General features: G+C 30.9%; 7 protein-coding genes. 3 read left to right on the top strand and 4 right to left on the bottom strand.

Annotated elements, in window-relative coordinates; genetic code table 11:
- The first annotated feature begins 186 nt into the window (after positions 1–186).
- Complete coding sequence (locus tag B8T70_RS06240; RefSeq protein WP_039119736.1) at positions 187–654, top strand: hypothetical protein; 468 nt, start codon at positions 187–189, stop codon at positions 652–654.
- Positions 655–718: 64 nt separating this feature from the next.
- Here the strand turns inward: B8T70_RS06240 and B8T70_RS06235 are convergent, their stop codons facing one another.
- The gene (locus B8T70_RS06235) at positions 719–1,462 is read right to left on the bottom strand and encodes a DUF2490 domain-containing protein (RefSeq protein WP_207621518.1); all 744 of its coding nucleotides are present in this window, start codon (positions 1,460–1,462) and stop codon (positions 719–721) included.
- A gap of 311 nt (positions 1,463–1,773) precedes the next feature.
- Positions 1,774–3,150: a sensor histidine kinase KdpD gene (locus B8T70_RS06230; RefSeq protein ID WP_086894289.1), complete on the bottom strand. Its 1,377-nt coding sequence runs from the start codon at positions 3,148–3,150 to the stop codon at positions 1,774–1,776.
- 242 nt (positions 3,151–3,392) lie between these two features.
- Here B8T70_RS06230 and B8T70_RS06225 point away from each other — a divergent pair, with 242 nt between their 5' ends.
- Together B8T70_RS06225 and B8T70_RS06220 are read left to right on the top strand one after the other, a co-directional pair.
- On the top strand, positions 3,393–3,989 hold the full coding sequence (locus tag B8T70_RS06225; RefSeq protein WP_039112100.1) for a hypothetical protein: 597 nt from the start codon (positions 3,393–3,395) through the stop codon (positions 3,987–3,989).
- 138 nt (positions 3,990–4,127) lie between these two features.
- The gene (locus B8T70_RS06220; RefSeq protein ID WP_086894288.1) at positions 4,128–4,712 is read left to right on the top strand and encodes a helix-turn-helix domain-containing protein; all 585 of its coding nucleotides are present in this window, start codon (positions 4,128–4,130) and stop codon (positions 4,710–4,712) included.
- A gap of 175 nt (positions 4,713–4,887) precedes the next feature.
- Here B8T70_RS06220 and B8T70_RS06215 read toward each other — a convergent pair whose 3' ends face one another.
- Together B8T70_RS06215 and B8T70_RS06210 are read right to left on the bottom strand one after the other, a co-directional pair.
- On the bottom strand, positions 4,888–6,567 hold the full coding sequence (locus B8T70_RS06215) for a DUF4983 domain-containing protein (protein WP_086894287.1): 1,680 nt from the start codon (positions 6,565–6,567) through the stop codon (positions 4,888–4,890).
- Between the two features lie 72 nt (positions 6,568–6,639).
- Complete coding sequence (locus B8T70_RS06210) at positions 6,640–7,320, bottom strand: phosphonatase-like hydrolase (protein WP_086894291.1); 681 nt, start codon at positions 7,318–7,320, stop codon at positions 6,640–6,642.
- Positions 7,321–7,466 lie beyond the last annotated feature (146 nt).

Below are 7,466 nucleotides of genomic sequence, written 5' to 3'. Positions count from 1 at the left end.
AGCGAAGAGCTAGACTGGAGCAAAAAATGCCTTTATAATATAATTTTGCAACAGAATATTTTATAAATTTAATCACATTGACAAGAGATATTCATTATTTTATTTTAATAAATATTCTCAAAAAACAATTTTAGGTTCGATTTTTGTTTTTACATATCTATTATTAATCTAATAAAATTTGAAATCATGAAAATATTGAAACATTTATTTATAGGAATAGCATTTCTTACGATTAGTTTTTCATCTGCTCAAGTATCAGTTAATGTTAATATTGGTACTCCACCAGCATGGGGACCTGTAGGATATACAGATGTACGCTATTATTATTTGCCAGATTTGGAAATGTACTACGATATAAATGCATCTAATTACATTTATATTAGTAACGGAAAATGGATAAGAGCAAAATATCTTCCTAGAAACTATAGAAATTATGATCTTTATAACGAATATAAAGTTGTTCTTACGGATTACAGAGGAAATTCACCATATGATAATTATAGAACTCATAAAGAAAAATATGGTAAAGGTTATAAAGGTAAACCACAAAAAACCATTGGTCAAAAACCAGGTAAGGGGAATAACAAAGAACATAAGAATAATGGTAATGGTAATAATGGGAATGGGAAAGGACACGGTAATGGAAAACATTAAATCATAAAAAAAGGGTTACTCTAAAAATTGAGTAACCCTTTTTTATTTATAGAATGATGTGTTTTTACAACCTTACATAGGCTGCTACTTGCACTATATTATTTACAGTATTATTGCTTTTGCCAAGAACATACTGATTCATGTAACCTGCTTCAAGATCAAATTTTGGGCTTAATCTCCAACCTAATGCCAGATAGGCTCTGTTTTGGTCAAAAAAACTATCGTTTGGAGCATTTTGTACATTCAAGAAAACTTCATTTTGTAATGCTAAGAAAGCTCCTTTGGTAAAATTGTCTGTTTTAGAGAGCGGAAAGATAGAACGTGCAAAATAACGTAAACGTTGTGCAAATTCATAACTGTCGGTTACAAGCTCGTTTTGCTCAATTATTGCTTGTCCCATAAAACGCTGTTCTAGTCTAAAACGATGTTGCAAAGTAACTGGACGATTAGCTAGTGTGAATTTTTGATTGAAAATAAATTGTTCCCATATTCTGTGCTCAGGTATCCAACCATCAATATCCATAACGCTTCTGTTATTTCCTATATAAGCATACCCTACTGTAGCAATCATATTATCTTTTATATGATAATTTAAACCTGGGCGTATAATATAAGATTGAAGATTTTTTAGTTCATCTGTAGATCTTGCTTGTCCATCAAAATGAAGACTGAATTTATCATTAAGTTTATAAGTAAAAAATACGGCACTCCATCCGGTAAATGTGTTTTGTGTTTGTGCGTTTACAGTTGTACTTAGGAATAGAATTGTTATGCTAATTAAGCTAATGAGAGGTAATCTAGAAATCATTTTTTAATAAATTATATAAGGGAATTGCTAATTTATATAATTTATAATATAGTTCTGTTCCCAGCATTGTTAATTCTCATTTTATTTATGAAAATTATATTTTTTCTAAGTTATTTTTTGCTAAAAAATGTTAAAGCAATTTCAATAATCCATTTGTATGATTTTTGAAGGGTATGAAGATTGAATTATTTTCCCTAGCAATAATCTATAAAATTGGGTATTAAACAATTATAGTATATATTTCTAATTCTATTTAATTAGCAGTGAATTTTATTTCTGCTTATTAAAAAAACAGATAAATTTCCGTTTAATTATTTATTGGTTTCGAGTAATGGCAAAGTAAACTTAAAGGTACTTCCTTTCCCCGCTTCGCTTTCAGTCCAGATTTCACCTTGATGCATTTTTATAAATTCACTACAAAGTAAAAGTCCGAGTCCGCTTCCAGTTTCATTTTCTGTTCCTTTCTGGGTGACAATTTCGTTGATCTTAAATAATTTTCCTTTTATGTTATCAGGGATTCCAATGCCATTGTCTGTGATAGAAATTTCGGCCTTTTTAGGAGTTTTTTGAATTTTGACAATAATTTCTCCGCTTTTTTTTGTAAATTTAATAGCGTTACTTAGTAAGTTACGCACGATGGTATCTATCATGTTTTTGTCTGCATCGACTTCAATTAGTTCAGTAGATTCAAATGAAAGAGTGATATTTTTATTTAATGCTAAATTTTTATTTAGTTCTACGTTTTCTTTAATTAATGTGTTTAATGCAATTTTTTCAGGACTATATTCTATCATTCCTGTTTGTACTTGCGACCAATCTAAGAGATTTTCTAGTAGTTTGTAACTGTTTTTATTCGATTGATGTAACATTTCTATGATTTCCTTAATTTCGTCATGACTATATTCTTCAATGTTTTTAGTCAATATTTTCGAAAGCCTGAACGACGATCCTAATGGCCCTCTTAAGTCATGTGCTATGATAGAAAAAAACTGGTTCCTATCTTTTAGAAGTTTACGGATTCTAAGATCTTGTTTTTCCTTCACTAATAATAAAAATCCAACTGTACCAATGAGAGTAAGCAAAAACAAACTAATATTATACAAAGAGTCAAAAATATTATGGGAGAAAAAATCCTGTTGTGGATTATGATAATTGTTGATTGCTCGCATAACAACCAGAACTTCAAATGTTGCATAGCATAGCACGTAGAAAGTCCTAAAAAAGGTATATCGCTTTTCTGTAAAATAACTAATTGTAGGAGGTAAATAAATGGCAAATACCGCCAAAGACATAATTATAATGCGAGTATTGATTGTGCTCCCTAATAATACTGCGATGTTAAAAACTATTGCAGTAACAATAGTAATCCCTATTTGAAGCTTATAAGACTTTTTTTCTTCAGATTTAAGCATCGATAGCATTGCTATCGTTTCATAACAACAAGAAGCTAAAATGATTGTATTGGCTACATTTATAGAGATAAAATCGGGGACTATAGTCCTTAAAGCAATCAGGATCCAACCTATTGATAGTAAAAATTTTCCATATCCTAATTTTTGTATTATTTGCCTGTTCTCGCTGGTAGCATACGAAATAGAATAGCTAAAAATAAGAATGCAGATAAAAAAGTTTGCCCAAAAGTAAAGATGGAAAACAGTTTTAGAATCTAACAATAAAAGTTCGGACATTGTAGGGTTTAGTTTATTTAAAAAACTGATTGTCAAATATACAAATTATGGTAATAATCGAATGCTATTTTATAGTGAACTCGTTGTCTTTTTTGTAAAAAAGTAAATAGATAATAAATTAAAATGCAAAGAATCGTTCCCTGAGTTTTATGATAATTAGTTTTCTATAAATACAATAAATATTATAATTAAATGTTTGTTTTAATTAAGAGTTAATGAGATTAATTTAATACAGAAAAGTCATGAAAAGGATATTGTTTTTAATAATTATAATTTGTGTTTCTCTAAAGGGATATGCACAGGACGAACTTAATGGTAAATTTAAACCGATTCCTCCAAAAGATTCGAAAATTAAAGAAGTTATTCCTCCAAAAGAAATTAAACCAAAAGTTGATCCACCAGTAATTGTAGAGAAACCAGATCCTTTACAAATTAATCCTGAGGAACTTTTTAAGGATGGCAATTTATATAAAAAAGACGCTAATGTAGAAGGTATATTTTATAGACGAAACCAGTTTTTAGGAAGTTTTAAAACAAAATCATTTACATCTACAATACGTTATCGCGATGCAGCTTTTGTAGATGGCGATAAAATAAAAGTATATTTAAATGATAAAATAGTTGTTCCTGAAGTGAGTTTGAATGGAGATTTTCAGGAATTTAAAATCGAACTAGTACCAGGAATTAATAAAATTGATTTTGAAGCTTTGAACGAAGGTTTCGCTTCGCCAAATACAGCCGAGTTTCAGGTTTATGATGATAAAGGAGCTGTAATTGAGTCAAGCCAATGGAATGTTGGTACAGGTTATAAAGCTACAATTGTATTAGTTAAAGAATAAAACCAGCATTTTTTCTAATCGCTTCCCTCCTTTTCGTCTAAAAAGAGATTAATTATAAGTATTCATTGATAAAGAATCTATGTAAAAAGTTTAGGACTAAATATATTATATTTACGTTTTAAACGGAAGTTACTTACTATGGAAGATTTTTTAATTGGTATTGGAAAAAGATTAAAAGAAATAAGAAAAAAAAATGCCTTAACTATAAACGAAGTTGCCAATAGAGCCGGAGTTAGTAATGGTTTGGTTTCCAGAATTGAAAATGGCAGAACAATTCCTTCATTACCAGTTTTAATAGAGTTGATTCAATCTTTGAATACCGATGTAAGTTATTTTTTTGAAGGTGTCGAGAACACTAAAAATGCCAAATACATCCATATAAAGAAAACCGATTATCAAAAAATAGAAAAGGAAGACAGAGCAGAAACTAAAGGGTTTAATTACTATCATATTTTTAGCAAAAGCATTAATTCTATTGGCTTTGAAGCTGTAATATTAGAAGTTGAACCAAACTGCAAACGAGAAAAAGTTATAACCGATGCCTGGGAATTTAAATATATTATAAAAGGCAGTGTTACCTATATTATTGATGATGTAGAAGTTATTGTTAATGAGGGAGATTCTTTATGTTTTAACGGAAGACACCCACATGTTCCCGAAAACAGAACTCAGGAAAATTGTATTATGTTAGTGCTTTATTTTTATTCTGAAAGCAATAATTAAAATTTAACCGTAAAGGGCGCAAAGTTTTTCGCAAAGTTCGCAAAGTTAAATAATCCTAGCTTTGCGAACTTTGCGTTTTACTTCATTGCGTCTTTTGCGGTTAAGTAAAAATTAAAAAAGGCTACCTCCAAAATGGAGATAACCTTTCAAAAAAAAACAAAAAACACTATTTATATTAGTTTGCTGCAGGAAGCCAAGAGCGTCCATCTAGTGACCAAGCTGAATTAATTGGTACACCAAACCATTCAAGCGAAGAATAAGCTATATCTACCATTTTTGGAACAACTGTTTCGGCAGTACTTCCGCATTTTAAAGAAGCTGTACTTGAAACCCAAGTTGGATTATTTGCAAAAGGAATTGAAATAGCATTAGAACTAGAATCTATAAAAACGTTTCCAGAACCCGTATTTCCTTTCCAGTATCCTATAAGATTTGCATAATCGGGATGCGAACTTGTTATAGATGAACAGGTATAGTTTAAGATTGCAGCTTCGGATAAAGCCTTATTCCATACACGTACTTCGGCAATATTCCCGTTTACATTTGCAGGGTAAGCCAATGTTCCGTCCTGACCAATTGCAAAAGGTAATCCAGAGGTTAAACTTCCAAATCCGTTAATAATAGTTGCCTGTCCTACAAATACACCATCCTGATATGTTTTAACCAATTTTGCTGCACGATCAACTACTAGAGTTAAATGATGCCATTTTCCATCTTTAATTACTCCTCCTGATATATCAACACGATTTTGAGTATCGCCAATATTTACTTTCCAGCTTCCACCAGTATTTGCCGAAATTACAAATCCACGATTTTTACCACTAGCCCAGTTTTTATTTGAAACCAGAGACGGATCACTTGTATAACCCGAAGTTTTTACTCTACACTCAATTGTAAAGCTTGAAGTACCAAAATTATAAAGTGCATTATTTGTACTCGCATAAATTGCATTGGAATTAAAATTTGCAAATGATCCAGTTATTGATGTTGTCACATCTGCTGCTTTTTCAATTTTATTAGCTGTAAAGTTTTTATTATTGAAAATTGTAAAAATATTTCTTTCTTCGTAAGATGAACCGCCATGAGATCCGCTAGAACCTGTTACTATTCCGCCATGATCAGGTGCAATGATAACCAACCAATCTTCATTGGCATAATTGGGTCTATTCTTTAAGGCAGTCAGGATTTCTCCAATATAAGCATCCGTAGTTTCTATTGAGGCTTTGTATTGAGGAACATTTAAAGAGAATCCGTAGCTGTGTCCTGCATGATCTACATCATCAAAATGCATGAATAACGCATCTGGGTTATCATTTGTAAGTGCATTTACTACTTCGTTTTTTACAGCTAGATCGGTTGTAAGCGTTTTTTCAACATCAATTCCATCAACAATATAGGTGTTAATTGGAGCCCAGTGTACTATAGACATGGTTTTTAACGTAGAATTATACGTTTCAAGACGTTTTAAAAAACTTGGATATGTTGTAAAATTAGGAGTCAAAAAAGAATTATCTGTAACCTTATGTTTTAAATGTGTAACCCCACTTAGCATTGTAGACCAGCCGTTCCCGCTCCAGGTTGGAGATTCGGTTAAGGCATCAAGACTATAAACCGAGTTACTGAGTAAGCCATGTACATTTGGCGTGTTTGCTCCCATTAAGGCATCTCCTCTACAGCCGTCAATACCTATAATAAGTAACTTTTTTACTCCGCCAGTTAATTTTGTAGTTTTTACTGATTTTGCATTTGCAGCTAAATTTACTGGTTCTTCTTGTAAAGATTCTTTAGTACAGGAAATGGTCAAAAACATACCTGCAAGAATGGTAACATAACTAAACTTTAAAATTTTTTTCATTTTATTTAATTGTTTTAGGGGTTACTATATTAATTACTGTGTGAAACTCTTTTTAGCTACAACAAGTTTTACTTAATTAAAAATGCTGTATAATGAAGCCAAAGAGGGTAATATATAATCTGGTTTTGCATTTTCTAATTGTTCTCTCGTTTGTGCCCCCGATAAAACTCCAATGGTAATCCCGCATTCAGCATTTTTCCCTTCATTGATGTCTATTGCCGAATCTCCAGCTTTTAATACTTTTGAGGCAGCTGTAATTTCAAACAATTGCATTGCTTTAATTATCATATCAGGATAAGGACGTCCGCGCTCAACATCATCAGCAGTTATTAATGCATCGTATTGTTCGCCTTTTTTCCAATTTAATTTTTCTAATAAAACATTGGCAACTTTACTATTATATCCTGTGTTTAAGACTATTTTTATGCCGTCTTTTTTAAGATTACAAAGTGTATTTTCTACACCATCAATTGGAGAAACTGGAGCAGTAAGATATTCCTGATCTAATAGTTCTTTAAAATATTCAAATATTGTTTTGGCTTTTTCTTCATCTATATTGTTTATATGTGCCAAAATATCTTTTATTGCCTGATATTTTTCTTTCCCTGCTCCTATCGTTAAGACCAGTTCCAGAGAAACATCAATACCAAATTTGTTAATGGATTTATGTAGAGATTTATAAACTATATTTTGCTCATTAATTGTTGTTCCTGCCATATCAAAAACAACCATTTCAATTTCATTAATTTTCATTTTGTGTGTATTATTTGTTTTTCTAAACATTTTATATTTTCAATGCTATCTGACTCTTTGTCGAAGGAACGCAGATTATGCGGATTCGCTAAGGCGAAAACACGGATTAAACGGATTTTCTTTTGATTATTTTTAAATCAGTTTTA

This window comes from Flavobacterium sp. AJR (assembly GCF_002156885.1).
GTDB lineage: Bacteria > Bacteroidota > Bacteroidia > Flavobacteriales > Flavobacteriaceae > Flavobacterium.
The sequence above is the reverse complement of the archived record's forward strand: the minus strand, read 5'-3'. Positions and strand labels throughout refer to the sequence as shown.